Consider the following 26,230-nt stretch of genomic DNA (forward strand, 5'->3'; position numbering starts at 1 on the left):
CCGGCTGCTCTGCCAATTGAGCTACGGAGGACCGAGCTCCCCCGACTGGACTCGAACCAGTAACCTGCCGGTTAACAGCCGGCTGCTCTGCCAATTGAGCTACGGAGGAATGCCTCGTTGCATCGAACGCACCTACCTGGGTATTCGCCAGAGGGCGCGCGCTCGCTGCGACACATACATTAGCGCAAGCAGGGGGGTGCTCCGCCAATCGGTTCCCCCCGGCTCCAGGCCGCGCCAGAGGACCTACGCAAGGGAAGGGTGGCCGCCATGCGTTACCGGCTCACGTTCGTCGTCGGACTCGCTCTGGGTTACGTGCTGGGCACGCGAGCCGGACGCGAGCGCTACGAGCAGCTGAAGAGGGCCGCGCGTCAGGTCGCGCAGAACCCCGCCGTCCGCAACACCGCCGAGACGGCCGCCATGCAGGGCCGCCGGTACGCCGGCAAGGCGTACCACACGGTCAGCGACAAGGTCGGCGACCGCGTGCCCGACTCGGTGGCCCACCGCGTCCGCTCCCTGCGCGAACGCAACATCAACGGCACCCCCGAGGACGACTGGGGCACGAGCAACACATAGACCTCACGAACCCCTACGGTCTCCGCGGTCCAAGCCGGCGCCGCGCTACGGCAGAATTTGAGGCATGGGGATAGTCGCCGGGCTGGACAGTTCGCCCGAATTCACTCGTATCGTCGTCTGCGACGCGGACACGGGAGCCGTACTCAGGCAGGGCTATGCCCCGCACCCGGTGGAGACCCCCGAGGGCGGCGGTCGCCCCAGCGACGTCGATCCGCAGGCCTGGCTGCTGTCCCTGGGCGAGGCGGCGGGCGGTGGGCTGCTGGAAGGTGTGCAGGCCATCGGGGTGTCCGCGCAAGCGAACGCGGTCGTGCCGCTGGACGCGCAGGGCGGCACCGTACGGCCCGCGCTGGTCGGCGGGGACAAGCGGGCGCAGGTGGCGGCGGCCGATCTGATCGACGCGCTGGGCGGACGTGAGGCGTGGGCGCAGGCCGTGGGCTGTGTGCCGCAGGCCGCCCAGCCGGTGACCAAGCTGCGCTGGCTCGCCAAGAGCGAACCCGAGAACGCGGCGCGGGTCGCCGTACTTTTGCAGGCGCACGACTGGCTGGTGTGGCAGCTGCTGGGCCGGCCGGTCCGGCGGACCACTGACCGGGGTGGCGCCTCGGGGACCGGGTACTGGTCCGCCGCCGCCGGCGGCTACCGGCCCGACCTGGTCGAGCTGGCGCTCGGTCACCAGGTCATGCTGCCCGAGGTGATCGGGCCGTCCGACGCGGCCGGTACGACGCCGGAGGGACTGTTGATCTCCGCCGGGACCGGCGAGACCATGGCCGCCGCCTTCGGGCTGGGCCTGGGCTTCGGGGACGCGGTCGTCTCCCTTGGCGCCTCCGGGTCGGTCATGGCCGTGCACCCCGAGGCGCTCCAGGACGGCACCGGGATGATCACCGCCCTCGCCGACGCCACCGGCATGCACCTGCCGGTCGTCACCACCCTGAACGCCGTGCGCACCCTGCGCGGCACCGCCGAGCTGCTCGGGCTGCCCGACCTGGAGAGCCTGTCCGACCTGGCGATGAAGTCGACGCCGGGCTCCCACGGCCTCGTACTGCTGCCTTATCTGGAGGGTGAGCGCACGCCCGCGCTGCCGCACACCGCGGGGACGCTGACGGGGCTGCGGCGGGAGTCGATGAAGGCGGAGCATCTGGCACGGGCGGCCTTCGAGGGCATGCTCTGCGGGCTCGCGGACGCGCTCGACGTGCTGCGGGGGCGTGGGGTCGAGGTGCGGCGGGTCTTCCTGCTGGGTGCGGCGGCCGAGCTGCCGGCCGTGCAGGCCTCGGCGCCCTCGCTGTTCGGGGCGCAGGTCGTCGTACCGCAGCCCGCGGACTACGCGGCGATCGGTGCTGCCCGGCAGGCGGCCTGGGCGCTCGGGGTGTCCCAGGGCACCCTCGATCCGCGGACCCCACCGGCCTGGCAGGGGGCGTTCGCGCAGGTGCTCGAACCCGGCGAGGACCTGGCGGTGGGGCAGGCGGTGCGGCAGCAGTACGTGTCAGTGCGGGAGCAGACCCACCCGGGAGCGTTTCGGTCATAGGGTGCGAACCGGTGAGCGAGCGGCAACCCCCGTTGGGTTAATCGGTTGAGGTAACGCGGGTGGAGTGTTCGACGATAGGGGCCAGGGGCAACCAACCCGCCCCGACCGCCGACTCCGAGAGACCAGCGTGCTCATACGACTCCTGCGAACCTACCTCCGGCCCTACCAAAGACCCATCGCCCTCCTCGTGCTCCTGCAGTTCCTGCAGACCTGCGCGACCCTCTATCTGCCCACGTTGAACGCCGACATCATCGACAACGGTGTCATCAACGGTGACACCGGTTACATCCTGTCCTTCGGCGCCCTGATGATCGGCATCTCGCTGGCGCAGGTGGTGTGCAACATCGGTGCCGTGTACTACGGCGCTCGCACCGCCGCCGCGCTCGGCCGGGACGTGCGGGCCGCCGTCTTCGACCGGGTGCAGTCGTTCTCCGCCCGTGAGGTCGGCCACTTCGGCGCGCCCACGCTGATCACGCGGACCACGAACGACGTCCAGCAGATCCAGATGCTGGCCCTGATGACGTTCACGCTGATGGTGTCGGCGCCGATCATGTGCGTGGGCGGCATCGTGCTGGCGCTCGGCCTGGACGTTCCGCTGTCCGGGGTACTGGTCGCCGTGGTGCCCGTGCTGGGCCTCAGTGTGACCTTGATCGTACGGCGGCTGCGGCCGCTGTTCCGGGCCATGCAGGAGCGCCTGGACACGGTGAACCGGGTGCTGCGCGAGCAGATCACCGGCAACCGGGTGATCCGCGCCTTCGTCCGGGACGAGTACGAGCAACACCGCTTCCGGAAGGCCAATACCGAGCTGACGGACATCTCCCTGGGCACCGGAAACATGCTCGCGCTGATGTTCCCCATCGTGATGACGGTGGTGAACCTGTCGTCGATCGCGGTGGTGTGGTTCGGCGCGCACCGGATCGACAGCGGCGGGATGCAGATCGGTGATCTGACGGCGTATCTCGCCTATCTGATGCAGATCGTGATGGCCGTGATGATGGCCACGTTCATGTTCATGATGGTGCCGCGTGCGGAGGTGTGCGCGGAGCGGATCCAGGACGTGCTGCAGACCTCGTCGAGCGTGGTCCCGCCGGTCACCCCCGTCCGGGAGTTGCGCCGGCACGGGCATCTGGAGATCCGCGGGGCCGGCTTCCGCTACCCGGGTGCCGAGGAGCCGGTGCTGAAGGCCATCGACCTTCTCGCAAGGCCGGGCGAGACGACGGCCGTGATCGGCTCGACCGGCAGCGGCAAGTCCACGCTGCTGGGACTGGTGCCACGGCTCTTCGACGCCACGGACGGGGAGGTGCTGGTCGACGGGGTGGACGTCCGGACGATCGACCCGCGGGTGCTGGCCAGGACCGTCGGACTGGTGCCGCAGAAGCCGTACCTGTTCGCGGGCACGGTCGCCACCAACCTTCGGTACGGCAACCCGGACGCCACCGACGAGGAGCTGTGGCACGCGCTTGAAGTGGCGCAGGCCAAGCCCTTCGTGGAGGGGCTGGAGGGCGGGCTGGACGCGCCGATCGCGCAAGGCGGCACCAACGTCTCCGGCGGTCAGCGGCAGCGGTTCGCCATCGCGCGGACGCTGGTGCAGCGGCCCGAGATCTACCTCTTCGACGACTCCTTCTCCGCCCTCGACTACGCCACCGACGCGGCGCTGCGGGCGGCGCTGGCCCGGGAGACCGCCGAGGCGACCGTCGTGATCGTCGCCCAGCGGGTGGCCACCATCCGGGACGCCGACCGAATCGTCGTCCTCGACGAGGGCCGGGTCGTCGGCACCGGCCGGCACCACGAGCTGATGGCGGACAACGAGACCTACCGGGAGATCGTGCTCTCCCAGCTGACGGAAGCGGAGGCTGCCTGATGGCCGGTCCGATGGGGCGGATGATGGCCGGGACCGGCCCCGAGCACCGCTCGCTGGACTTCAAGGTGTCGGGCCGGCGGCTCGTCGCGCAGTTCCGGCCCGAGCAGCTGACCATCTACGTGCTGCTGTTGTGCGTGGTGGTCAGCGTGGGCCTGTCGGTGATCGGGCCGAAGATCCTCGGCGAGGCGACCGACCTGGTGTTCGCCGGCATCATCGGACGGGAGCTGCCGGCCGGGCAGACCAAGGAGCAGGTCCTCGACGCGATGCGCCAGCGCGGCGACGGCGACATCGCCGACATGCTCCGCAGCACGGACTTCACGCCGGGCCAGGGCATCGACTTCGACGCGGTGGGGAACGTACTGCTGCTCGCGCTCGTCGTGTTCATGGTCGCCGGGCTGCTGATGGCGGTGGCGACGCGGCTGGTGAACCGGGCCGTCAACCGGACGATGTACCGGATGCGCGAGGACGTGCAGACGAAGCTGTCGCGGCTTCCGCTGTCGTACTTCGACAAGCGGCAGCGCGGCGAGGTGCTGTCCCGGGCGACGAACGACATCGACAACATCGGCCAGACGCTCCAGCAGTCGATGGGCCAGCTGATCAACTCGCTGCTGACCATCATCGGTGTGCTGGCGATGATGTTCTGGGTGTCCTGGCTGCTGGCGCTGGTCGCGCTGGTGACGGTGCCGCTGTCGCTCTATGTGGCGACGTACGTCGGCAAGCGGTCGCAGCCGCACTTCGTGCAGCAGTGGCGCACCACCGGCAAGCTGAACGCGCACATCGAGGAGATGTACACCGGGCACACGCTGGTGAAGGTGTTCGGGCGGCAGGAGGAGTCGGCGCGGCAGTTCGCCGAGGAGAACGAGGCGTTGTACGAGGCGGGGTTCAAGGCCCAGTTCAACAGCGGGATCATGCAGCCGCTGATGATGTTCGTGTCGAACCTGAACTATGTGCTCGTCGCGGTGGTCGGCGGGCTGAGGGTCGCCTCGGGTTCGCTGTCCATCGGTGATGTGCAGGCCTTCATCCAGTACTCGCGGCAGTTCTCGATGCCGCTGACGCAGATCGCGTCGATGGCGAACCTCGTGCAGTCCGGGGTGGCCTCCGCCGAGCGGATCTTCGAACTCCTCGACGCGGAGGAGCAGTCGGCGGATCCGGTGCCGGGGGTGCGGCCGGAGGAGCTGCGCGGGCGGGTGGCGCTGGAGGGGGTGTCCTTCCGGTACGACCCCGACAAGCCGCTCATCGAGGATCTGTCGCTGACGGTGGAGCCGGGGCAGACGGTGGCGATCGTCGGGCCGACGGGCGCCGGGAAGACCACGCTGGTCAATCTGCTGATGCGATTCTACGAGGTGTCCGGCGGGCGGATCACGCTCGACGGGGTGGACATCGCGACGATGTCCCGCGACGAGCTGCGGTCCGGTATCGGGATGGTGCTGCAGGACACCTGGCTGTTCGGGGGGACCATCGCCGAGAACATCGCGTACGGGGCCGCGCGGGAGGTCACCCGCGGGGAGATCGAGGAGGCGGCGCGGGCCGCGCACGCGGACCGGTTCATCCGGACGCTGCCCGACGGCTACGACACCGTGATCGACGACGAGGGCACGGGGGTCAGCGCCGGTGAGAAGCAGCTCATCACCATCGCGCGGGCGTTCCTGTCCGACCCGGTGATCCTGGTGCTGGACGAGGCGACGTCGTCGGTCGACACCCGCACCGAGGTGCTGATCCAGAAGGCGATGGCCAAACTCCAGCACGGGCGGACGTCGTTCGTCATCGCCCACCGGCTGTCGACCATCCGGGACGCGGACACGATCCTCGTGATGGAGAACGGGTCGATCGTCGAACAGGGCGCGCACGCCGAGCTGCTGGCCGCGGACGGTGCCTATGCGCGGCTGTACAAGGCGCAGTTCGCGCAGGCGGTGGCCGAGGTCGACTAGGACGGGCGGGGGCCGCCGCCGTGGCGGCGGCCCCTGTTCAGTCCAGGTAGCCCCTGAGCTGGTCCGCGAAGGCGTGGTCGCGGAGCTTGTTGAGGGTCTTGGACTCGATCTGCCGTATCCGCTCCCGCGTCACCCCGAAGATGCGGCCGATCTCCTCCAGCGTGCGCGGGCGGCCGTCCGCCAGGCCGTAGCGCAGCTGTACGACCTTCCGCTCCCGCTCCCCCAGCGTCGACAGCACGGCCTCCAGGTGCTCCTTGAGCAGCAGGAACGCCGCCGACTCGACGGGCGAGGTGGCGTCGCCGTCCTCTATGAGGTCGCCGAGGGCCACGTCTTCCTCCTCGCCGACCGGGGCGTGCAGGGAGACCGGTTCCTGGGCGAGGCGCAGCACCTCGCTGACGCGCTCCGGCGGGAGGTCGAGGTGGGCGGCGACCTCCTCGGGGGTCGGCTCGTAGCCGCGCTCCTGGAGCATGCGGCGCTGGACGCGGACGACGCGGTTGATGAGCTCGACGACGTGGACCGGGACGCGGATGGTGCGGGCCTGGTCGGCGAGGGCGCGGGACATGGCCTGGCGGATCCACCAGGTGGCGTAGGTGGAGAACTTGTAGCCGCGGGCGTAGTCGAACTTCTCGACGGCGCGGATGAGGCCGAGGTTGCCCTCCTGGACCAGGTCGAGCATGGTCAGGCCGCGGCCGACGTACCGCTTGGCGACCGAGACGACGAGCCGCAGGTTCGCCTCGATCAGCCGACGCTTGGCCACCCGGCCCATGACGACCAACCGGTCCAGGTCCAGGGCGAGTTGACTGTCCAGGTCGGGGGTGTTGCTCAGCTTCTCCTCGGCGAACAGACCGGCCTCGACCCGGCGGGCCAGTTCGACCTCCTCGGCGGCGGTGAGCAGCGGGATGCGGCCGATCTCGCGCAGGTACTGGCGGAACAGGTCCGAGGAAGGGCCGCCGGTGTCGACGCGGCCGGGGACGGGCGGTTCGACGGGCTCGACCGGCTCGGGCGCTTCGACGGCGTCCGCCGGCGGCTCGGTGGGCGGCTCCGCCGGGGGTTCGGCCGGGGTCTCCGTCTCCGTCTCCGGGTGGAGCGCGACCCGGCTCTGCGGCGGCACGGCCACCAGCACGTCGGCCTCCGCGTCCGGCTCCGCGCCGTCCGTACGGCTGTCGGTCTGAATGAGGGTCTGGGTCTGCACGGGGGCGACCTCCAGGGTGATCGCTGCTGAGAGGTACGGCAGCGCTGCTCGGGGGGCGGAGTCGGCGGCCTCGCCGCTGTCCGTCCCGTACGCGATGAGCGGAACCGCGGGGGTGAAGGACCCGTGGGGGACGGATCGGCCGCGCTCCGAGGACTCAGGCACCGGAACCCAGTGTGGGGTAAGACACATCTCCGCCACGAGGGGCGTGCGGTGACTTTTTGCGGTCGGTCCGTGACGGGGCGGTTACTCAGGCCGTGAGCACCGCTACGCCGCACTCCCTGAGCAGGTCGAGCACCCGGCCGGTGAAGTCGGCCCCCAACGCGTCACGCGACGCCGAGTGGTTCCGCCACACCAGGTCGAACGGCGCGGCCCCGTCCCCCCGCATGGTGCGGAGACAGTCGAAGAGGGCGTCCAGGTTGGAGCCGAAGTACCCCCTGGGCCCGTTGACCGCCTCTCCCAGGGCGCAGTAGAAGGCGTCCCTGCCGGTGATCTCGGAGCCGTCCAGAATCACCGTTGCGGCGGTTCCGTAGCGGGTCGCCCGCCTGTCTCGGGTGAACCACGAGGTCTGCACGACGTGCAGCCAGCTCTCGTGCCACTCGGAGGGGAGGCGGGCCCATTCACCGCGCTCCGCCGGGCGTTCGTCCGCCCAGATCCGCCAGATCTCCCCCGCCCGGGGATACTCCTCCGTGAACCCGAAGAAGTCGTAACGCACATCCGGGTGCCGCTCGCCGGTGACGTCCGGTGGCTGCTGGTAGGCGGCCTTGACCCTGCCGAGGTAGTACTCCCCGATCGTCTCCCCCCGGTGGTCGACCACCTGCAGTTCGGCTTCCTCCGCCTTCCTGCGGTCCGGATCGAGGTGGTGCACCCCCGCGAACGTGACCAGGGGCGCAGGCTCCTGGTCGGGCGCGACGAAGAAGTCGAGGACCTTCTCGGCCGTCAGCAGTACGGTCCCCGACGGGGGGTCGACCAGACGGAACGGAATGCCCTTCGAGTCGTCGAAACTCGTGACGTTCACGCTATGTCCGTTCTTCTTCGAGAGGTCGCCCGGCGACGATACTCCAGGTCCATTCGGCTCGCCGCCGGGCCTTGCTCCTACGTCCCTACTTCTTCCAGCCCCAGTCGGGGAAGTGCGGGGCCGTGAAGCGCTGGATCTTCTCGTAGTGAGTCGATGTCCAGCCGATTATCTCGATCCCGTTCGGCAGGGTCTTGACCAGAATCCGTTCTTTGTCGCTCCCGCCGGGAACCGCGTACTCCAGGGCCCCTTCCCACTTCGGCCATTCCCGCCCCTGATAGGTGTCGTGCGACACGAGCCTGCCCTGCTTGTAGAGGTCGTAGGCAGCGGCGATCTCGTTGGTCATGCCCTTGGGCAGCTTGTCCGACAGGCGGCCGTTGGGGCACCTGTCGTTGTGCACCAGGACCGGTGTGCCGCCCGCCATCACGTAGTACGTGTGGAGGTCGGCGACCGTCAGGTTGTGCACCCGCTGGTCCGGGACCGCCCGGGAGTTCACCGCGGTGACCGTCACGTCGGTGCCCTGAGCCGTCCTCAGCCGGGTGCCGCGCGTGAGGTCTCCCGCTTCGCGCCACGTGCGGTCGCGGCCCGCCGCCCAGAACTTGTGCTTGTCCGTGGCGGTGACCGCTCCCGTCGCCCCGGGACCGGTCGCGGGGACCGACACCGTCACGAGGTTCTTGGCGCCGCGACTGGTGATCGTGTCCTCGACCGGCTCGGCCTGCGTACGCCCGGTCTCGGGGTCGGTGGCCAGCACCTGGTCGCCGACGCGAACGTCCTCGATGGCCTTCGTGTCGCCCCCGGCGAGCAGCACCCGGGTGCCCGGGACGAAGCTGCTCTTCCCACAGGGCAGCCTCTTGAGGACCTTCAGCTTCAGAGCGCTGAGGGCGAGGTCGTCCAGGCAGGTGACGGACTTGCCGGAGAGGCACTTCTCGATCTCCTCGGCGCCCACGAACCAGGCGATGAGGCGGTCGAGGTAGGTGCTCTGGATGCAGCCCATGCCGCCGGCGCCGTCACCGCCGCAGACGAGCATGACGTCGCCGGACTTCCAGTCCTCGTTGCCGATGACGTAATTGCTGCGGTATTCGACGAGCCGCTTCTCCAGGGACCGGCGCAGCTCGTCGTCCGACAGCGGCTTGCTGGCCTCCTGGGCCTCCTGCTGGATCTGGGCCTTCAGTTCCGCCACGAGTTTGTCGGCCGCGATCCGCATCGCCTCGGTTTCGGCCGCGGCGGCCGCGGTGGCGTCCTTACCGGCGGCTTCCGCGGAGATACCGGCCTGGTAGGCGGAGATGCCCGCCTGGTAGGCGTAGTTCCCGGCGACGGCGGCGGAGTGCTCGGCCCTCTCGGCGGAGCGTGCGGCGGACTGAGCGGCGCTCTGGGCCGAGGCCGCCGCGTTGCGGGCGGTGCGGGCGGATTCGGCGGCTTCCGCCGCGGACCGGGCGGCCTGGTCGGCGGAGGCATCGGCCTGCTGGGAGTACTCCTTCGCCTCGTCGGCGGACGCCTTGGCCTTGTTCGCCCACTCGGTGGCCTTCGCGGCGTCCTTGCGGGCGTCCGCAGCCACCTTCTGGGCTTCGGCGGCGTTCTTGTGGGCGAGCGACGCCGACTTGTAGGCGGCCTGCAGCAGGGTGTTGACCTCGGCGATGTGCGCGGCGGCGTTGGCGTCCCGCTGCCGGGCCTTGTGGAGGCCGATCTCCAGGAAGGTGCGCAGTCCGGACGGCGGACCCGACAGCGCGGCCTGCGCCGCCGCCTGGACCTCGGGACCGCCGCTGGCGAGGGCCTGGGTGACCGCCACGCGGTCGTCGTCCTCGCGGGCCTTGTACTGCCCGACCTCCAGGAACTCCGCAACGTCGGCCGCGGTACCGTCCAGCGCCTCGCTGGCGGCGGCCTTCACACCGGGGCCGCCCTCGGCCGAGATCTTGGACACGGCGACCCGGTCGTCGTCCTCCTTGCCCGGGTAGGCGCGGGTGCGCAGGAACTCCCGCACCTGGTCGATCGGCTTGTCCAGCACGTCCAGGGCGGCCTGCTGCTGCGCGGGAATCTCGGTGGTCGCGGCGATGTGCGCCACGCTGGCCCGGTCGTCCTGTTCGAGGGCCACCGCCAGCCTGGTGCGCACGAACTCGGCGACCTCCGCGTCACCGCCGGTCAGAGCGGTCTCCGCGGCATCGCTCACCCAGGTGCCGCCGCCCAGCATGTTCAGGGCCGCCTGTCGGCCCTTGGCCGTGGTGACCGCCGGGTCCGACGCCGCCGCGGCCTCCGCGACCAGTGTCCTGGTCTGGGCGTCCAGCTCCTGCAGCCGGCCGATCTCGTACTTCTCCTCGGCCCGCTTCTTCTCGTAGACGGCGTTGGCCTCTTCGGCCGCGAGGACGGCCTCCTCCTGCTGCTGGGCCAGCCGTTCCGCGTCGGCCTTGCGGGCCAGGTCGATCACGGTCGACGCCTGCTCGGCCGCCGACATGGCGTTGTTCGCCGACTCGGTCGCCGCGTTGGCCGCGGCGGTGGCCGCCGCGGCGGCGTCGACGGCCTTGCCCGCCTCGTCGGCGGCCTTGTCGGCCGCCGTGGCGGCGGCCTCGGCGTGCGCTGCCGCGTCGTTGGCCGCGTCCCGGGACTGCCGGGCCGCGGTCGCGGCCTGGGTGGCGTTGGTCCGGGCGCTGGCGGCCGCTCGGGTCGCCTGGTCCGCCAGCCGCTTGGCCCGCGCCGCCGCCTCGGCGGCCTTCGTGCTCTGCGAACCGGCCTCACCGGCCCACCGGTCGGCGTCCGCGGCTGCTGCGGCCGCCGCGGCGGCGTTCAGACCCGCGCTCGCCGCGGCTCCGGCCGCCTTCGCCGCGTTGTCGGCCGCGATACCCGCCTGGTCGGCGGCTGCCGCCGCCTTCTTGGCGCCCTTGGCCGCGTCTCGTGCCTTCTGCGCGGCCTGCCTGGCCTGCGATGCCTGAGCCGCGTCACCCGCGGCGGCCGCGGCCGCCGACCGGGCCACCGAGGCGGCACCGCCGGCCTGGCTCGCGGCATAGGCCGCCTGAGCCGCGGCCGTCGCCGCCACCCGCGCCGTCTCGTTCGCCGCCGCGGCCGCCGCCACGGCCGTACGGGCGGCCTGGGCCGCGCGGTCGGCTGCCGCCGCCGCACGGGAGGCCGCGGCCGCGGCCCTGCCCGCCGACTCCTTGGCCTCCTGCGCTTCCTGCGCCGCGACCAGCGCCGCCTCCTTGGCCGCCTGCGTCGCCGCCTCGGCCTTGGCCGCCTCTTCCTTCGCCTTCTCCGTCAGCGCGGCGGCCCGCTTCTGCGCCGTGTCGGCCAGCTCCGCCAGCTGAGCCACCGTCAGCGTCTCCTGGTCCCGGGCGGCCGCGATCTCCCAGCCATGGTCCAGGAACTCCTCGACGTCCTCGTCCGTGCCGTCAAGCGCCTGACCGGCGAGCAGTTTCACGTTCGTACCGCCGGTGGACAGCAGGCGGGCGACCTGCACCCGGTTGTCGTCCGCACGAGCCGCGTACTGGCCGTCCTGGAGGAACGCCTCCCAGTCGTCCGCCGTACCGTCCAGCGCCGCGCCGGCCGCCGCTTTCACACCCGGGCCCCCGGTGGCCATCACCGTGGCCACCTCCACCCGCAGGTCTTCCTCGTAGGCGGGCACGAAGCCGTCGGTCAGGAACGCCTTCAGCTCCGTGGCGCCCCCGCTCATCGCGGTGCTGCCGGCCGCCCGCACGCCGGGCCCGCCCAACGCCATCAACTGGGCGGCCTGCACCCGCAGATCGTCTTCCCAGAGGTTCGGCAGGTCCTGGACCATGAAGGTCTGGATGTCCGCGTCGGACCCCAGCAGAGCGGCCGCGGCGGCCTCCTTCACGCCCGGGCCGCCGTACTTCCACGCCTCCACGACGTCCGCTCTGTCGAACGGCGGTTCGTCCTCGACGGCCGCCGCCGCGGGATGCGACTCGGCCCCCAAGACCATCAGCAGTGCTATCAGTGTGGCCATCAAGCCGCGCCACATGGGCACGGCTCTCTGTCTGACACTCACCATCTGTCTCCCCATGTACCGAGTGAACGGATTACGACCGCCTGTCCGACCTTCACAGGCAACTCTCAGGCCGCGTTATGAAATCCGACTCTCGTGATCTTGTCCACTCGTGCAGGCGAAGGCACGGTGACAACGGCATGCATGCGGCGCGACGCCGTCAGAGGGCGGCCGCACCCCGCTCCCGCAACGCCTGGCCGTACTGCTGGAGGACCCACAACTCGTTCTGCACCGACGTCAGTTGAGCCGGGTCGCCGTTCGTGCCCAGGCGGGTCAGGGTGCTCTGGATGTCCTGGATGCGGCGGTCGACGGCGCGGCGGCGGACCCAGACCAGTTGCTCGCCCGCGTACGCCTCGTCGACGGTCCGGCGCATGATCGCTTCCACCGCCAGTTCCGTGACCATCGCGCGGACCGTGTCGTCCGGGGCCGCCTCGCGGACCCTGATCAGGTACTCCTGCGGATCCTGTACGCCGTATTCCGCGCCGCCCGCGTCCAGGACGGCCTGGCGTACGGCGGCGTAGGGCGGGGCCGTGAACTCGTCGACCCCGTAGGCGTCGAACGCCGGGGAGACCAACTCCGGGCGCTGGAGGGCGAGTTTGAGCAGTTCGCGTTCGGTTGCGTAGACGGGGTTGCGGAGGTTCAGCGCCGGGCCGGAGTGGACGGGCGCGGCGGGGGCGTCGTACGACTGCTGCGGTCGCGTCGGCGCCGGGCCCTTGCCGCCCCGGTCGCGCGCCCAACGGGCCAGCTGTGCGACCCGCTTGACCACGAACTGCGTGTCCAGGATGCCGAGCATGCCGGCGAGCTGGACGGCGACCTCGTGCTGGGCGCCGCTGTTCTTGATGCGGGCGACCACCGGGGCCGCCTCGTCCAGCGCGGCCGCGCGCCCGGCGGGAGTGTCCAGGTCGTAGCGGCCGACGATCTGGCGGAGGGCGAACTCGAAGAGCGGGGTGCGGGGTTCGACCAGGTCGACGACCGCCTCGTCGCCCTTCATCAGGCGCAGGTCGCAGGGGTCCATGCCGTCCGGCGCGACCGCGATGTAGGTCTCGGCGGCGAACTTCTGGTCGTCCTCGAAGGCCCGCAGCGCCGCCTTCTGGCCGGCCGCGTCGCCGTCGAAGGTGAAGATGACTCGTGCGCTGCCGTTGTCCATCAGCAGCCGGCGGAGGATCTTGATGTGGTCGCTGCCGAAGGCCGTACCGCAGGTGGCGATCGCGGTGGTGACTCCGGCCAGGTGGCAGGCCATGACGTCCGTGTAGCCCTCGACGACGACGGCCCGGCTGGTCTTGGCGATGTGCTGCTTCGCCAGGTCGATGCCGTACAGGACCTGCGACTTCTTGTAGATCGCCGTGTCGGGGGTGTTGAGGTACTTGGGGCCGTTGTCCGCCTCGTAGAGCTTGCGGGCGCCGAAGCCGACGACCTCTCCGCCGATGTCCCGGATCGGCCACATCAGGCGGCCCCGGAAGCGGTCGATGGGTCCGCGGCGGCCCTCCTGGACGAGGCCGGACAGGAGCAGCTCCTTGTCGGTGAAGCCCTTGCCGCGGAGGTAGCGCGTGAGGTGGTCCCACCCCTGCGGGCTGTAGCCGACGCCGAAGTGGACGGCCGCCGACTGGTCGAAGCCGCGCTCGGCCAGGAAGACCCGGCCGGTCTCCGCCTCGGAGCTGGTGGCGAGCTGCTCGGCGTACCACTCGGCGGCGATCTTGTGGGCCTCGACCAGGCGGATCCGTTCGCCGCGCTGGTGGGCGGGGTTGTAGCCGCCCTCCTCGTAGCGCAGGGTGATGCCGGCCTGGGCGGCGAGGCGCTCGACCGCCTCCGAGAAGGAGAGGTGGTCGACCTTCATCACAAACGTGATGGTGTCGCCGCCCTCCTGGCAGCCGAAGCAGTGGAAGAGCCCCTTGCTCGGGCTGACCTGGAAGGACGGCGACTTCTCGTCGTGGAACGGGCACAGCCCCTTGAGGTTGCCGCCGCCCGCGCCCCGCAGCTGGAGGTACTCGGACACCACGGCGTCGATCGGGACCGCGTCCCGTACCGCCTTCACGTCCTCGTCGTTGATCCGTCCTGCCACGAGGTGATTCTACGGGGGCGCGCCGACAGTCCCGGCGACTAAGGGATGAGGTCGGCGAGCGGTACGTGCGGGTCCGCCAGGGCCTCCGAGTCCACCTGGGCCTGGGAGCGGATCAGGTTCTGGATCGGCTCTGTGACATCCCACACGTTCACGTTCATCCCGGCCAGCACCCGGCCCTCCCTCAGCCAGAACGCGATGAACTCCCGCTTCCCGGCGTCCCCGCGGATCACCACCTGGTCGTACGACCCGGGCGGCGCCCACCCCGAGTACTCCATCCCCAGGTCGTACTGGTCGGAGAAGAAGTAGGGCACGCGGTCGTACGTCACCTGCTGCCCGAGCATGGCCTTCGCCGCCGCCGGGCCGCCGTTCAGCGCGTTCGCCCAGTGTTCGACGCGGAGGCGGGTGTCGAAGAGGGCGTGCGGGAAGGCGGCCACGTCACCTGCGGCGTAGATGTCGGGGTCGGAGGTGCGCAGATGCTCGTCGACCGCGACGCCGCCGCCGTACGCCCGGTCCGCCATCTCCAGGCCCGCCGCCTCCGCGAGCGCCACCCGGGGCGCGGCGCCGATCGCGGCGAGGACGTCGTGGGCGGGGTGCTCCTCGCCGTCGTCGGTGCGGGCGGCCAGCACCACGCCGTCCTGGCCGACGATCTCCGTCAGCCGGACCCCGAAGCGGAAGCGGACCCCGTGCTCGCGGTGCAGCTCGGCGAAGAGGGCGCCCAGCTCGGGGCCGAGCACGCCGTGCAGCGGGGTCGGCTCCGGCTCGACGACGGTGACCTCCGCGCCGTACTCCCGGGCCGCCGCCGCGACCTCCAGGCCGATCCAGCCCGCCCCGGCGATCACGATGTGCCCGTTGTCCCGGCCGAGCGAGGCCAGGACGCCCTTGAGGCGCTCGGCGTGCGCGAGGCGGCGCAGGTGGTGCACGCCGGCCAGGTCGGTGCCGGGGATGTCCAGGCGGCGGGGCTCGGCACCGGTGGCCAGCAGCAGCTTGTCGTAGCGGACGACGGTGCCGTCCTCGCCGAAACGGACCGTCTTCGCCGTACGGTCGATCGCGTCGACGGTCTGGCCGAGGTGCAGCTCGATGTCGTTCTGCGCGTACCAGGCGGGTTCGTGCACGAAGACGCTGTCGCGCTCCTCCTTGCCGAGCAGGTAGCCTTTGGACAGGGGCGGGCGCTCGTACGGGTGGTCGCGTTCGTCGCAGATCAGTATCACCCGGCCGCTGAAGCCCTCCGCCCGCAGCGTCTCGGCCGCCTTCGCGCCGGCGAGCCCTCCTCCGACGATGACGAACGTCTGATCCGCGTCGACCACTTGATGCCTCCTCGTAAACGTGCCGCCCGGTGCGAGTTCAACGTCCCGCCATATGCGAGCGTCCCGCACGGAGCGTGATGCGGGAAGAGGGAGTGCCCCGATCAGGCCACGCAGGGTCACCTTCGGACCGTTATGAGGTCACTCGCGTCGCGCCAGTCTCACAGGTGCCCTGTCAGCCTCACGTGAAGCGACCGTGCCGAGGCATCCGTGAGCGACGCGATCTGGTCGACGATCACCCGTTTGCGGGCCCGGTCGTCGGGGGCCCGGTCGAACAGCGCGCGGAACTGCGGATCAAGTCCGTCCGGGGCGCGGGCGGTGAGCGCCTCGGCCAGTTCCGCGACGACCACCCGCTGGTCGGCGCGGAGCCGGGCCTGTTCGGCGCGCTGCATGACGTACCGGTCGGCGACCGCCTTCAGCACCGCGCACTCCATGCGGGTCTCGCGCGGTACGACCAGTTCGGCGCCGTATCTGGTGAGCCGGCCGCCGCCGTACGCCTCCCTCGTCGCGCCCTCGGCGGCCAGGCAGAAGCGGCCGATGAGCTGGCTGGTGGCGTCCTTGAGGCGGGCCTGGGCGACCGCCGTGCCGTCGTAGCCGTGCGGCCACCACTCCTCGTCCAGCAGCCGGTCGAGGGCGGCGGCGAGTTCGGCGGGGTCGGTGTCGGCGGGGACGTACCGGCCGATGGCGACCTCGAACACCGCCTGCCGTTCCGGCTTCGCGTGCAGGCAGTTGGGGTCGATGTGGCCGGCGTGCAGGCCGTCCTCGACGTCGTGCACCGAGTACGCCACGTCGTCCGACCAGTCCATGACCTGGGCCTCGAAGCAGATCCGGGTGCCCGGGGCGTCCTTGCGGGCCCAGTCGAACACCGGGCGGTCGTCCTCGTACACACCGAACTTCGGGGAGGCCGGGTCGGTGGGGTGGGCGCCGCGTGGCCAGGGGTACTTGGTGGCGGCGTCGAGGGCGGCGCGGGTGAGGTTGAGGCCGACGGAGCCCTCGGGGGTGAAGCGTTTGGGCTCGATGCGGGTGAGGAGGCGCAGGGACTGGGCGTTGCCCTCGAAGCCGCCGCAGTCCTCGGCGAATTCGTTGAGGGCCTGTTCGCCGTTGTGGCCGAAGGGTGGGTGGCCGAGGTCGTGCGAGAGACAGGCGGCTTCGACCAGGTCGGGGTCGCAGCCGAGGGCTGCGCCGAGTTCGCGGCCGACCTGGGCGCATTCGAGGGAGTGGGTGAGGCGGGTGCGGGGGCTGGGGTCCCAGGCCGCGCCGGTCCCTCCGGGGGTGACCACCTGGGTTTTGCCGGCGAGTCTTCTCAGGGCGGCGGAGTGGAGGATGCGGGCTCGGTCGCGTTGGAAGGCGGTGCGGCCGGGGCGTTTGTCTTTTTCGGTGGCCCAGCGTTCGACTGACGTCGGGTCGTAGCCGGGGGGTGGGATGTGGTTCTCGTGCTGGGGGGGTGCGCCTTCCATGTCTCGACAGTAAGGGGAGGAGGTGGGTCTCGCGTATGCGTCTGCCGGGTCATGTTGTGGGGCGGGTGCGGGTTTGTGGGGGCTGGTCGCGCAGTTCCCCGCGCCCCTGAGGACATCAGGCCGACGCCAGTTCCAAGCGCTCCGTCGGGCTTGTTGACCTTGCCTCCTCGTAGCGCGTCAGGATCAGGCGGGCCATCAGGGGGTGGGCTCCCAGTGGGGCCGCTGCTATGCCCGGGGCCGCCTCCGCGCACTCCGTGGCGAATCTTCCCGGGGCCGTGAAATACGAGGCCACGGCTATGTTGTCGCGGCCCTCGGCCCGGAGGGCCCGTACCGCCTCCGGGACCGTCGGGGTTGCCGCCGAGGCGTAGGCGGGGAGGACCGGGACGCCCAGGCGGGTGGCGAGGAGGGTCGCCGTGTGGCCCGTGTCGATCGACGCGTCGGGGTCTCGGGAGCCCGCTGCCGCGAGGATGACGGCGGTCGAGCGGCGTTCGGACTCGGTGGTGGGCCTGCGCCAGCCGGCCTCGACCAGCCGGGTGTACAGGGTCTCCACCAGAAGAGGGTGCGGGCCCAGGGGGGCGGCCACACGGGTGGGGGCCCAGGCCGCGGCGGCCATCTCGGGGATGTCCTGCTTGATGTGGTAGCCGCGGCTGAGCAGGAGCGGTACGAGGATCGCCGCGTCGTCGCCGAGGGCGGCGAGGGTGTCGGGCAGCAGGGGCTCGTTCAGCTCGATGTGGCCGAGGTGCACGCGCAGGCCCGGGCGCAGCTCGCGGATCCGGTCGAGGAGGGTGTGGACCGTGGCGAGGGTGCGCGGGTCGCGGCTGCCATGGGCCACCAGGACCAGCGCCGGTGAGCCGGGGCGGTGGTCGGACTGTCCGTGAAGCGGGAGCAACGCCGTCATGAACCGATCGTTGCGCGACGACGTTGCCGACCCGTTGCGCGGGCGTCACGGGTGTTTTCATCAGGTTCACCGTGCGGTGCAGGGGGTGTGTGAGGTGGGGTGACCTGGGGTTTCGGTTGCCGATGTGAGGGCGGTCACGGAACCGGGGGACCTTGCGGGGCGTTTCTTTGTGTCGAAGCCGATGTGTCGCCGACGTGTCGGAGCCGATCGGGAGGGCGTCTTCATGAAGATCCGCCGACCGCGTCTGCCGCGTACCCGGACCGGGCAGCGGCGGATGGTGCAGGCGCTGCTCGCGGGGTGCGTGCTCGCGCTGCTGCCGTCGACGTGGATGTACGTCAGCACGGACGACCGGTTGCACACGACCGCCGACGCACCCCGTACCGACGTCGCGGTGGTCTTCGGCGCGGGTCTGTGGAACGGCGAGCCGTCGCCGTACCTCGCCCACCGGCTCGACGCGGCGGCCGAGCTGTATCGCGCGGGGCGGGTGAAGGTGGTGCTGGTCACCGGCGACAACAGCCGGGAGGACTACGACGAGCCGGACGCCATGCGGTCCTATCTCACCCGGCACGGCGTCCCGGACGCCCGGATCGTCAGCGACTACGCGGGCTTCGACACCTGGGACTCCTGTGTGCGGGCCCGGAAGATCTTCGGGGTCGACGAGGCCGTGCTGATCAGCCAGGGCTTCCACATCCGGCGCGCGGTCGCGCTGTGCGAGGCGGCGGGGGTCACGTCGTACGGCGTCGGAGTGGACGAGCGGCACGACGCGACCTGGTACTACGGGGGTGTCCGGGAGATCCTCGCGGCGGGGAAGGGCGCGCTGGACGCCGTCTTCAAGCCGGATCCGCGGTTCCTCGGGCCTCGGGAGCCGGGCGTGGAGCGGGCGCTGGCGGCGGACGGGGAAAGGTGACGGAACCGATGATCCGGGACGGGTGCCTCACGGTGACTCGGACCGGGCGGGGAGATCACCGTCGCGTCCGTGTAACAAAGAGCCGTCCCGGTACGTAACACGGCCGACGCACGCTGAAATGCATGGAAACCTCCGCGACGCCCACGCACTGCCCGTACTGCGCCCTGCAGTGCGGGATGAATCTCACGCCCGCCCCGGACGGGACGGTCGAGGTCACCGAGCGCGCGGACTTTCCCGTGAACCGGGGCGCGCTGTGCGGCAAGGGCCGTACGGCGCCGGCGGTCCTCGCATCGAGCGTCCGCCTGACCTCGCCGCTGGTGCGCGAGGGGGGCGTCCTGGTGCCCGCGACCTGGGACGAGGCCCTGGACCGGATCGCCGAGGGGCTGTCCTCGATCCGGTCGGCGCACGGGCCGGACGCGCTGGGTGTGTTCGGCGGGGGCGGGCTGACGAACGAGAAGGCGTACACGCTCGGCAAGTTCGCGCGGGTCGTGCTGGGCACCTCCCAGATCGACTACAACGGGCGGTTCTGCATGTCGTCCGCCGCGGCGGCCGGGATCAAGGCCTTCGGGCTGGACCGGGGGCTGCCCTTCCCGCTGGAGGACATCCCGAAGACGGGGTGCGTGATCCTGGTCGGGTCGAACCTCGCGGAGACCATGCCGCCCGCGCTGCGGTATCTGACCGAGCTGAAGGACAACGGCGGCACGCTGATCGTCATCGACCCGCGCCGCACCCGGACCGCCGAGCAGGCCGACCTGCACCTCGCGCCCCGGCCCGGGACCGACCTCGCGCTCGCGCTGGGGCTGCTGCATCTGGTCGTCGCCGAGGGGCGCGCCGACGAGGAGTACATCCGGGAGCGGACCACCGGCTGGGAGGACGCGCGCGCTGCGGCGATGGCGCACTGGCCGGAGTACGTGGAGCGGATCACGGGCGTGTCCGTTCCCCAACTGCGAGAGGCGCTACGGCTGTTCTGTGAGCCGGAGGCCGCGATGGTGCTCACCGCGCGCGGGCCGGAGCAGCAGTCCAAGGGCACGGACACGGTGGGCGCGTGGATCAACCTGTGCCTGGCGACGGGACGGGCGGGGCGGCCGCTGTCCGGGTACGGCTGTCTGACCGGGCAGGGCAACGGGCAGGGCGGACGCGAACACGGTCAGAAGGCCGACCAGCTGCCCGGCTATCGCAAGCTGAACGACCCGGCGGCGCGGCGGCATGTGGCCGAGGTGTGGGGCGTCGACCCGGACAGCCTGCCGGGGCCCGGGCGCAGTGCGTACGAGCTGCTGGACGCGCTGGGTACGGACATCAAGTCGCTGCTGCTGATGGGCTCCAACCCGGTGGTGTCGGCGCCGCGCGCCGCGCACGTGGAGGAGCGCATCAAGTCCCTCGACTTCCTGGCCGTGTGCGATGTGGTGCTGTCGGAGACGGCGGCACTCGCGGACGTCGTGCTGCCGGTGACGCAGTGGGCGGAGGAGACCGGCACGACGACCAATCTGGAGGGCCGGGTGCTGCTGCGGCGGCAGGCGATCACCCCGCCCGAGGGCGTCCGCAGCGACCTGGAGGTCATGCACGAACTGGCCGCCCGGCTCGGCGTGGAGAAGGGCTTCCCGACCGACCCCGAGGAGGTCTTCGAGGAACTGCGCCGGGCGAGCGCGGGCGGGCCCGCGGACTACTCCGGGATCACCTATCGGCGACTGGCGGAGGAGAACGGGGTGTTCTGGCCGTGCCCGACGCCGAGCGAGGAGGCGGCGGGCGCGGTGGGCGCGGGCACCGAGGAAGCCGCACTCGACGTACCCCACAACCCGCCCCATGACGACGGCACCCCCAGCGTCCACCCCGGCACCCCCCGCCTCTTCCTCGACCGTTTCGCCACCGATGACGGTCGTGCCCGCTTCGTACCCGTCTTGCACCGGGCCGTCGCCGAGGAACCCGACGCCGAGTACCCGGTGCTGCTGACCACCGGTCGGGTCGTGGCCCAGTACCAGTCCGGCGCGCAGACCCGCCGCGTCGACGAGTTGAACGCCGCCGCGCCCGGTCCCTTCGTGGAGCTGCACCCGCGGCTGGCGGAGCGGCTCGGTGCGGCCGAGGGCGACCCGGTGGCCGTCGTGTCCCGGCGGGGCCGTGCCGTGGCGCCGGCCCGGATCACCACGTCCATCCGCCCGGACACCGTCTTCATGCCGTTCCACTGGCCGGGCGAGGGCCGCGCCAACACCCTCACCAACCCGGCGCTCGACCCGACCTCCCGGATGCCGGAGTTCAAGGCGTGTGCGGTGCGGGTGGAAGCGGTGGAGGCGGTGGAGGCCTAAGCACCGCCGGACTCATCCCCGCGCCCGCCAGTCCCCGCCCCCGATGCGCCTGCCCCGCGCCCGCAGCCGGGCGGCGACGGCGGGCGCGGCCACGTACACCCACGCCCGCAGCGTCGCTCCGTCGGCGTCCCGGACGACCTCGCGGCTGACGCGCTCGTAGAGGTTGCGGGCGTTTCCGGGGGCGTACTCCTCCAACCGGTCGAGAGCGGAGAGGAGTTCGTCGTAGGCGTCCGGCAGGGGCGTGATCAGGTCGCCGGTCACCACGCCACCGGGTTCCTCCACGGCGTACGGGTAGCCGGGCCCGTCGTAGAGCACGGCACCAGTGAGCCGCCCGCGTTCCTCGGCCCGGGTACGGCCGCGCAGGAACGCGTCGTGGTTGGGCTCCCCGGGACGGAGCGTGCCGTAGACGAAGAACGGGAGGGTCACAGAAACGATTCTCACCTCTCACACTCCCTCACCACATGCTCTATGGACATGACATGTCATGATCGCGTAAACCTCGGTGAACATCCGCGCCACCCCCCACTCAGGCGCCTTCCCGAGGAGACCGATGAGTCGAATACGGCACGCGCGAGCTTCCCGTCTCGCCGTCACCGCCGCAACCGCCGCCCTGCTGGCCGCCGCCCTCTCCCCCACCACCGCCGGCGCGGCCGACCGGCCCACCCGGGCCCAGGCGATCGAGAACGCGGCCGTGGCACTCGCGCAGCAGGCCGCCGCCCTGGGCCTCACCGCCGCCCAGGACACCAAGGTCCGGGACGTGATCGTCGACCAGGACGGCACCCAGCACGTCCGCTACGACCGCACCTACCGCCAACTCCCCGTCCTCGGCGGCGACTTCGTCGTCCACCTGGCACCGGACGGCACCTTCCAAGGCGCCGACCGGGCGACCCGCGGCACCCTCGCCCTGCCGACCGTCACGCCCCTGCTGTCAGCCCCGAAGGCCGCCGACCGCGCAGCGGGCGCCCTGCGAGCCACGCACCTCGGCGAGGCGCTGAAGCGGCTGACGGCCAAGCCGGAGCTGGTCGTCGACGCCCTGCACGGCACGCCGAAGCTGGCGTGGCGGACCAACGCGACGGCGCTGGACGCGCAGGGCAACCCGGTCGCCCGCACGGTGCTGACGGACGCCCGCACCGGCGCCCAGATCGACGCCTGGGACACGCTGCACTCGGCGTCGGGCGACGGGCGGTCGCTGTACAGCGGGACGGTGCCGTTGGAGACGACGGCCACGGGATCGTCGTACGAGCTGAAGGACCCGACGCGCGGCGGCACGTACACCGGGGACGCCGCGAACCGGTCCGATCTGTGTTTCCTCGGCACCGTCTGTGTCGTGCGCGCGCCCTCGACCGTCTTCACGGACGCGGACAACCACTGGGGCGACGGCACGACCACGGACCGGGCGACGGCGGCGGTGGACGCGCAGTACGGGTCCGACGTCACCTGGGACTACTTCCGCGACGCCCACGGGCGCAACGGCATCGCGGGCGACGGCAAGGGCTCGTACAGCCGCGTGCACTACGGCACCCGGTACAACAACGCCTTCTGGGACGACACCTGCTTCTGCATGACGTACGGCGACGGTGACGGCACGAACCTCGGGCCGCTGGTGTCCCTCGACGTCACCGGCCACGAGATGGCCCACGGCGTGACCTCCAAGACGGCCGCGCTGACGTACTCGGGCGAGTCCGGCGGGCTGAACGAGGCCACGTCCGACATTTTCGGCACGCTGGTGGAGTTCCACGCGGGCAACGCCTCCGACAAGGGCGACTGGCTGATCGGCGAGAAGATCGTCCGGGCGGGCTTCGGGCAGGACGCGCTGCGGTACATGGACCGCCCGTCGCGCGACGGCCTCTCGGCGGACTGCTGGAGCGCCACCGCGGGCACCCTGGACGTCCACTACTCCTCCGGCATCGGCAACCACTTCGCGTATCTGCTGGCCGAGGGCAGCGGCAGGAAGACCATCAACGGCGTGGTCCACGACTCCCCCACCTGCGACGGCTCGACGGTGACGGGGATCGGCCGGGACAAGCTGGGCGCGATCTGGTACCGGGCACTGACCGTGTACATGACGTCGTCGACGGATTACGCGGGGGCGCGGACCGCGACGCTGAACGCGGCGCGGGATCTGTACGGCGAGGGCAGTGCGGAGTACGCGGCCGTGGGGGCGGCCTGGAGTGCGGTGAACGTGGGCTGAGCCGGGTTCCGTCCGCGGGTGCGGCCGGTCGTCTCCCGGGCGTCTTCGACGGCGTCTGCGAGGCGGCCGGCCTTTCCTTGTGCGGTCACCCGTTCACACCTTCGCCGGGCGCCCTTCGGATTCTTTTGCCCGCGGCGGCGCTCGTACGGCCGTGACCTGCGGAAACGGGGTCGGGGGCGAGGGGTCGGGGTGCCTCGGGACGCCCGTTCACCCGGGATCTGACGCTCCTTCAGGGAGCGGGCTCGTCGTCGTGCGCTTTACCTCGAAGTGCTGGGGCGCGACCGACGGCGGCACATGGGGGTGTCGCGGGCCGTGGCCTGCCGGAGAGCTCGTGAGGAGCATCGATGCGACGTACCGCCCGTCTGCTGATCGGTCCCGGTCTCGCCGTCGCCACCGCGGGGTCGCTCGCCGTGCCGGTGTACGGCGCGGACGGCGGACGCCTGGAGGTGTTCCCGTCCACCGCGATGCCGGGCGGCGACGTGACCGTGAACACCGCCGCCTGCGGGGACGGCGGTACGGCGGAGGGTGACGCCACGGCGGTGGGGGCCGGGCGCTTCACGCTCGCGCCCAGCGCGCACGAGGGGGACGTGATCGGGCGGTTCCGGGTCCCGCCGAGCGCGCAGCCGGGGACGTACGAGATCGTCGCGAAGTGCTCCGGCGGCGGCCCGCAGGTGCACGGCGACCTGGTGGTCGTCCTGGAGTCGGCACGGGGCTATGTGCACCCCAGAGGAAGTGTGAATACGGGGGTCGGCGGCGCTCTGGGCCCCGACCCCGTGAAGACCGCGGCCGGCGTGGCGGCTCTCGCCGTCGCCGCCGCGGGCGGTACCTGGCTCCTGCATCGCCGGGCGAGAGGCGACGGGATCTGACGGACACCCTCCGCTGTCCGTCCGCCGGTACCGCAAGTCCCCGCCCCCTCCGGGTCCGACGCCCCTCGCGGCCCGGAGGGGGTACGGGCCGAGCGGTCGTGGCTGGGAGGCTGACATGGGCAGGTTCGGCACCACGGGTGATGCCGCGATAGCCGGCGTCACCGTCATCGCCCTGTGCACCGGCGTGTGGCTGCTGACCAGCGGGCCCGACGCACCCGCCCCGCCGCAGCCGTCGGCCGCCGAAGCGCACGCCGGACTGGGCCTGCGGCAGTCGGTGGCGCCCGGGCTGCCGCCGTCCCCGCCGGACCGCATCCGCATCCCCGCGATCGGTGTGAACGCCCCCCTGATGGGCCTCGGCCTGACCCGCACCGGCAGCCTCGACGTGCCGCCCGCCGAGCAGAAGAACCTCGCCGGCTGGTACGAGGCGGGCACCACCCCCGGCGAGACCGGCACCGCCATCGTCGCCGGACACGTCGACAACGCCGACGGCCCCGCCGTCTTCTACCACCTCGGCGCCCTGAAAAAGGGCAGCACCATCGAGGTGGACCGCCGGGACGGCAGCGTGGCCCGGTTCCAGGTGGACGCGATCGAGCTGTACGACACCAAGAACTTCCCCGACAAGAAGGTCTACGGCGCGGCGGCCCGCCCCGAGCTACGGGTGATCACCTGCGGCGGCGGCTACTCACGCAGCACCGGCTACCAGGGCAACGTCGTCGTGTTCGCCCATCTGACGGGGAGCGCATGACTCAGCCGATGGGCTCTGCCGGTACGGGCTCCGCCAGGACGTTGGCCTTCCCCCATGCGCCCAGCGGCTCCAGCGCCTCGTTCAGGGTCTCCCCGCGCGGCGTCAGTGAGTACTCCACCCGTGGCGGCACCTCCTCGTACACCTCCCGGTGCACGATCCCGTCCGCCTCCAGCTCCCGCAGCTGCGCCGCGAGCACCTTCTCCGTCACCCCGGGCAGCTCCCGGCGCAGCTCGCCGAAGCGGTGCGGCCGCATATGCAGCGCCCAGAGGATCAGCACCTTCCACTTCCCGCCGATCACGTCCATCGCCGCGTCGACCCCGCAGACGTACGACCCCGCCCGTCGTCCCACCGTCATGCCCAGCCACCCTGCCTTCCCGCTGCCTGCACGCTTCCCCAGGGGTAACCACCCACACGTATGTACGTACTTGAGCAGGCCGTTCACCCTCTACGAGGCTAATCGCCATGACTGACAACGCCTCTTCCCCGACCCCGCTCACCCTCCTCGGCACCGGCGCCATGGGCACCGCCCTCGCCCGCGCCTGGCTCGCCGCCGGCCACCCCGTCACCGTCTGGAACCGCAGCCGCGCCCGCGCCGAGCCCCTCGCCGCCGAGGGTGCCGTCGTCGCCGGGAGCGTGGCCGAGGCGGTGGCCGCCAACCGGCTGGTGATCGCCTGCCTGCTGGACGACGCGTCGGTCGGCGAGGCCCTGTCCGACGCCGATCTGGCCGGCCGTGACCTGGTCGACCTCACCACCGGCACGCCGGGCCAGGGCCGCGCCCGTGCCGCCTGGGCCGGGGAACGGGGTGCCCGCTTCCTGGACGCGGGGATCATGGCCGTACCGCCGATGATCGGCGACCCGGCGTCCGGGGCGTATGTGCTGTACAGCGGCTCGGCCGAGCTGTTCGAGGAGCACCGCGCCACCCTCGCCGTCCCGGCCGGCACCCGCTACGTCGGCACGGACCCCGGCCACGCCGCGCTGCACGACGTGGCCCTGCTCAGCGGGATGTACGGCATGTTCGCGGGCATGACGCACGCATTCGCGCTGATCCGCGGGGAGGACATCGCGCCCACGGAGTTCGCGCCGCTGCTGGTGTCCTGGCTGACCGCGATGGCCCCGGCCGCACTGGAGACCGCCGGCAAGCTGGAATCCGGCGACTACACCAAGGACGTCGTCTCCAACCTCGCCATGCAGGTGGCCGGCAGCGCCACCCTGCTGCGCACCGCCGAGGAACAGGGCGTCAGCACGGAGCTGCTCACACCGTTCATGAACCTGATGGAGCGCCGCCTCGCCGCGGGGCACGGGGACGAGGACACCACGGGGGTGGTCGAGCTGCTCGCGGTCGGGGCCGACTGACGCGTTCACGGCAATGACTCCTCACAGCATCCCAAGCCCCACCCCCGCAACCCTCACACCCACCCCCCACCCCCGCTGAGGGCAGC

General features: G+C 71.6%; 19 protein-coding genes and 1 tRNA gene. 10 read left to right on the top strand and 10 right to left on the bottom strand.

Going from position 1 to position 26,230, the window contains the following annotated elements; translation table 11 throughout:
- Nucleotides 1-36: 36 nt before the first annotated feature.
- Nucleotides 37-109: transfer RNA gene (locus SSP24_RS17515), tRNA-Asn, on the bottom strand.
- 158 nt (nt 110-267) lie between these two features.
- On the opposite strand from SSP24_RS17515, the gene SSP24_RS17520 reads away from it, so the two are divergent.
- The 4 genes from SSP24_RS17520 to SSP24_RS17535 all read left to right on the top strand — a co-directional run bounded on the left by SSP24_RS17520 (nt 268) and on the right by SSP24_RS17535 (nt 5,881).
- Nucleotides 268-573 carry a YtxH domain-containing protein gene (locus SSP24_RS17520; protein WP_141310506.1) on the top strand — a complete coding sequence of 102 codons (306 nt, stop codon included), beginning with the start codon at nt 268-270 and terminating at the stop codon, nt 571-573.
- 64 nt (nt 574-637) lie between these two features.
- Complete coding sequence (locus tag SSP24_RS17525; RefSeq protein ID WP_141310508.1) at nt 638-2,092, top strand: xylulokinase; 1,455 nt, start codon at nt 638-640, stop codon at nt 2,090-2,092.
- 127 nt (nt 2,093-2,219) lie between these two features.
- Nucleotides 2,220-3,953 (top strand): ABC transporter ATP-binding protein, encoded by a 1,734-nt coding sequence (locus tag SSP24_RS17530; RefSeq protein ID WP_141310510.1) that lies wholly within the window; start codon nt 2,220-2,222, stop codon nt 3,951-3,953.
- On the top strand, nt 3,953-5,881 hold the full coding sequence (locus tag SSP24_RS17535) for an ABC transporter ATP-binding protein (RefSeq protein ID WP_141310512.1): 1,929 nt from the start codon (nt 3,953-3,955) through the stop codon (nt 5,879-5,881). The genes SSP24_RS17530 and SSP24_RS17535 overlap by 1 nt, the downstream gene beginning before the upstream one ends.
- A 37-nt stretch (nt 5,882-5,918) precedes the next feature.
- Here SSP24_RS17535 and SSP24_RS17540 read toward each other — a convergent pair whose 3' ends face one another.
- From SSP24_RS17540 to SSP24_RS17570, 7 genes are all read right to left on the bottom strand, one after another.
- Entirely contained in the window at nt 5,919-7,235 is a 1,317-nt protein-coding gene (locus SSP24_RS17540; protein ID WP_141310513.1) for an RNA polymerase sigma factor, read from the bottom strand.
- An 85-nt stretch (nt 7,236-7,320) separates the two neighbouring features.
- The gene (locus SSP24_RS17545; RefSeq protein WP_141310514.1) at nt 7,321-8,088 is read right to left on the bottom strand and encodes a barstar family protein; all 768 of its coding nucleotides are present in this window, start codon (nt 8,086-8,088) and stop codon (nt 7,321-7,323) included.
- 85 nt (nt 8,089-8,173) lie between these two features.
- Complete coding sequence (locus SSP24_RS44935) at nt 8,174-12,031, bottom strand: polymorphic toxin-type HINT domain-containing protein (protein ID WP_141310515.1); 3,858 nt, start codon at nt 12,029-12,031, stop codon at nt 8,174-8,176.
- A 199-nt stretch (nt 12,032-12,230) separates the two neighbouring features.
- Nucleotides 12,231-14,129 carry a DNA primase gene (gene dnaG, locus SSP24_RS17555; protein ID WP_141310516.1) on the bottom strand — a complete coding sequence of 633 codons (1,899 nt, stop codon included), beginning with the start codon at nt 14,127-14,129 and terminating at the stop codon, nt 12,231-12,233.
- Nucleotides 14,130-14,167: 38 nt separating this feature from the next.
- Nucleotides 14,168-15,433 carry an NAD(P)/FAD-dependent oxidoreductase gene (locus tag SSP24_RS17560; RefSeq protein WP_141310517.1) on the bottom strand — a complete coding sequence of 422 codons (1,266 nt, stop codon included), beginning with the start codon at nt 15,431-15,433 and terminating at the stop codon, nt 14,168-14,170.
- A 158-nt stretch (nt 15,434-15,591) separates the two neighbouring features.
- Nucleotides 15,592-16,887 carry a deoxyguanosinetriphosphate triphosphohydrolase gene (locus SSP24_RS17565; protein WP_141310518.1) on the bottom strand — a complete coding sequence of 432 codons (1,296 nt, stop codon included), beginning with the start codon at nt 16,885-16,887 and terminating at the stop codon, nt 15,592-15,594.
- 115 nt (nt 16,888-17,002) lie between these two features.
- Nucleotides 17,003-17,785, bottom strand: a complete 783-nt coding sequence (locus SSP24_RS17570; RefSeq protein WP_141310520.1) for a sirohydrochlorin chelatase — start codon at nt 17,783-17,785, stop codon at nt 17,003-17,005.
- A gap of 223 nt (nt 17,786-18,008) precedes the next feature.
- On the opposite strand from SSP24_RS17570, the gene SSP24_RS17575 reads away from it, so the two are divergent.
- Both SSP24_RS17575 and SSP24_RS17580 read left to right on the top strand, forming a co-directional pair.
- Complete coding sequence (locus SSP24_RS17575) at nt 18,009-18,692, top strand: SanA/YdcF family protein (protein ID WP_141310522.1); 684 nt, start codon at nt 18,009-18,011, stop codon at nt 18,690-18,692.
- Nucleotides 18,693-18,814: 122 nt separating this feature from the next.
- Complete coding sequence (locus SSP24_RS17580) at nt 18,815-20,989, top strand: molybdopterin oxidoreductase family protein (RefSeq protein ID WP_141310523.1); 2,175 nt, start codon at nt 18,815-18,817, stop codon at nt 20,987-20,989.
- Between the two features lie 12 nt (nt 20,990-21,001).
- Here SSP24_RS17580 and SSP24_RS17585 read toward each other — a convergent pair whose 3' ends face one another.
- Nucleotides 21,002-21,415, bottom strand: coding sequence for a gamma-glutamylcyclotransferase family protein (locus SSP24_RS17585; protein WP_141310711.1), 414 nt, complete (start codon nt 21,413-21,415; stop codon nt 21,002-21,004).
- Nucleotides 21,416-21,539: 124 nt separating this feature from the next.
- Here SSP24_RS17585 and SSP24_RS17590 point away from each other — a divergent pair, with 124 nt between their 5' ends.
- From SSP24_RS17590 to SSP24_RS17600, 3 genes are all read left to right on the top strand, one after another.
- A complete protein-coding gene (locus SSP24_RS17590) occupies nt 21,540-23,180 on the top strand; it encodes a M4 family metallopeptidase (RefSeq protein ID WP_141310525.1) in 1,641 nt (546 codons plus the stop codon).
- 344 nt (nt 23,181-23,524) lie between these two features.
- On the top strand, nt 23,525-24,046 hold the full coding sequence (locus SSP24_RS17595) for a GVDTG sorting domain-containing protein (RefSeq protein ID WP_141310526.1): 522 nt from the start codon (nt 23,525-23,527) through the stop codon (nt 24,044-24,046).
- 115 nt (nt 24,047-24,161) lie between these two features.
- Nucleotides 24,162-24,791 carry a class F sortase gene (locus SSP24_RS17600; protein ID WP_141310527.1) on the top strand — a complete coding sequence of 210 codons (630 nt, stop codon included), beginning with the start codon at nt 24,162-24,164 and terminating at the stop codon, nt 24,789-24,791.
- A 1-nt stretch (nt 24,792) separates the two neighbouring features.
- Here SSP24_RS17600 and SSP24_RS17605 read toward each other — a convergent pair whose 3' ends face one another.
- Nucleotides 24,793-25,146, bottom strand: coding sequence for a winged helix-turn-helix transcriptional regulator (locus SSP24_RS17605; RefSeq protein WP_141310528.1), 354 nt, complete (start codon nt 25,144-25,146; stop codon nt 24,793-24,795).
- A 107-nt stretch (nt 25,147-25,253) separates the two neighbouring features.
- Between SSP24_RS17605 and SSP24_RS17610 the strand changes: the two genes are divergently transcribed.
- On the top strand, nt 25,254-26,144 hold the full coding sequence (locus SSP24_RS17610) for an NAD(P)-dependent oxidoreductase (RefSeq protein ID WP_141310529.1): 891 nt from the start codon (nt 25,254-25,256) through the stop codon (nt 26,142-26,144).
- Nucleotides 26,145-26,230: the final 86 nt, after the last annotated feature.

Origin of the sequence: Streptomyces spinoverrucosus (genome assembly GCF_006539505.1) — a bacterium.
Lineage (GTDB): Bacteria > Actinomycetota > Actinomycetes > Streptomycetales > Streptomycetaceae > Streptomyces > Streptomyces spinoverrucosus.

Excerpts from the sequence above, each read along its gene's own strand:
- SSP24_RS17520 (WP_141310506.1), top strand. The coding sequence starts at position 268 with ATGCGTTACCGGCTCACGTTCGTCGTCGGACTCGCTCTGGGTTACGTG.
- SSP24_RS17525 (WP_141310508.1), top strand. The coding sequence starts at position 638 with ATGGGGATAGTCGCCGGGCTGGACAGTTCGCCCGAATTCACTCGTATC.
- SSP24_RS17535 (WP_141310512.1), top strand. The coding sequence starts at position 3,953 with ATGGCCGGTCCGATGGGGCGGATGATGGCCGGGACCGGCCCCGAGCAC.
- SSP24_RS44935 (WP_141310515.1), bottom strand. The coding sequence starts at position 12,031 with ATGGCCACACTGATAGCACTGCTGATGGTCTTGGGGGCCGAGTCGCAT.
- SSP24_RS17565 (WP_141310518.1), bottom strand. The coding sequence starts at position 16,887 with ATGGAAGGCGCACCCCCCCAGCACGAGAACCACATCCCACCCCCCGGC.
- SSP24_RS17570 (WP_141310520.1), bottom strand. The coding sequence starts at position 17,785 with ATGACGGCGTTGCTCCCGCTTCACGGACAGTCCGACCACCGCCCCGGC.
- SSP24_RS17575 (WP_141310522.1), top strand. The coding sequence starts at position 18,009 with ATGAAGATCCGCCGACCGCGTCTGCCGCGTACCCGGACCGGGCAGCGG.
- SSP24_RS17580 (WP_141310523.1), top strand. The coding sequence starts at position 18,815 with ATGGAAACCTCCGCGACGCCCACGCACTGCCCGTACTGCGCCCTGCAG.
- SSP24_RS17590 (WP_141310525.1), top strand. The coding sequence starts at position 21,540 with ATGAGTCGAATACGGCACGCGCGAGCTTCCCGTCTCGCCGTCACCGCC.
- SSP24_RS17595 (WP_141310526.1), top strand. The coding sequence starts at position 23,525 with ATGCGACGTACCGCCCGTCTGCTGATCGGTCCCGGTCTCGCCGTCGCC.
- SSP24_RS17600 (WP_141310527.1), top strand. The coding sequence starts at position 24,162 with ATGGGCAGGTTCGGCACCACGGGTGATGCCGCGATAGCCGGCGTCACC.
- SSP24_RS17605 (WP_141310528.1), bottom strand. The coding sequence starts at position 25,146 with ATGACGGTGGGACGACGGGCGGGGTCGTACGTCTGCGGGGTCGACGCG.
- SSP24_RS17610 (WP_141310529.1), top strand. The coding sequence starts at position 25,254 with ATGACTGACAACGCCTCTTCCCCGACCCCGCTCACCCTCCTCGGCACC.